The sequence below is a fragment of the Brevundimonas sp. SL161 genome, from assembly GCF_049896985.1.
Classification (GTDB): Bacteria; Pseudomonadota; Alphaproteobacteria; order Caulobacterales; family Caulobacteraceae; genus Brevundimonas.
In genome coordinates this window covers 1-880 of the sequence record NZ_JAFCVJ010000082.1, presented here as the reverse complement: position 1 = coordinate 880, position 880 = coordinate 1, and the positions used below count along the sequence as shown (strand labels likewise).

Genomic DNA, 880 nt, shown 5'->3' with positions numbered 1-880 from the left:
TGCCCCTGCAGCGAGAAGCCGCGGCCGTCGACGACCAGTTCGGCGCCGTCTTTCACCCCCTGCTCGATCCAGCCCTCGACCCGGGCCTTGTGCTGGGCCGTGACGACGGGGCCGTAGTGGGCCCCGGCGTCGGTCGAGACGCCGACCCGCATGGTCGGGATCTCGGCGATCATCCGCTCGCGCAGTTCATCGGCGGTCTTCTTGCCGACGGGCACCACGACGGGCAGGGCCATGCAGCGCTCGCCGGCCGAGCCGTAGGCCGCGCCCGACAGGTCCTTGATCACCTGGTCCATGTCGGCGTCGGGCAGGACGATGCCGTGGTTCTTGGCCCCGCCCATGGCCTGGACCCGCTTATGGTTGGCCGCGCCGGTCTGATAGACATAGTGGGCGATATCGGACGAGCCGACGAAGCTGACGGCATGGACCAGCGGGTGCTCCAGGATGGCGTCCACCGCGACCTTGTCGCCGTGGACGACGTTGAGCACGCCGACGGGCGCGCCGGCCTCCATCATCAGCTCGGCCAGACGGACCGGCACCGACGGATCGCGCTCGGAGGGCTTGAGGATGAAGGTGTTGCCGACGGCGATGGCGACGCCGAACATCCACATCGGGATCATGGCCGGGAAGTTGAACGGGGTGATGCCCGCCACCACGCCCAGCGGCTGGCGCATCGAATAGACGTCGATGCCGGGGCCGGCGCCGTGGGTGTATTCGCCCTTCAGCACATGGGGGATGCCGCAGGCGAACTCGATCACTTCGAGACCGCGCTGGATGTCGCCCTTGGAGTCGGCGACGACCTTGCCGTGCTCGGCCGACAACAGTTCGGCCAGATCGTTCATATTGGCCTCAACCAGCCGTTTGAACTCGAACATCACCCGTG

The 880-nt window shown here is 67.7% G+C and carries 1 protein-coding gene; it reads right to left on the bottom strand.

Annotated elements, in window-relative coordinates:
• Positions 1-880, bottom strand: an 880-nt coding sequence (locus ACP7AU_RS17720) for an aldehyde dehydrogenase family protein (protein WP_426052278.1), incomplete at both ends; no start/stop codon positions are given.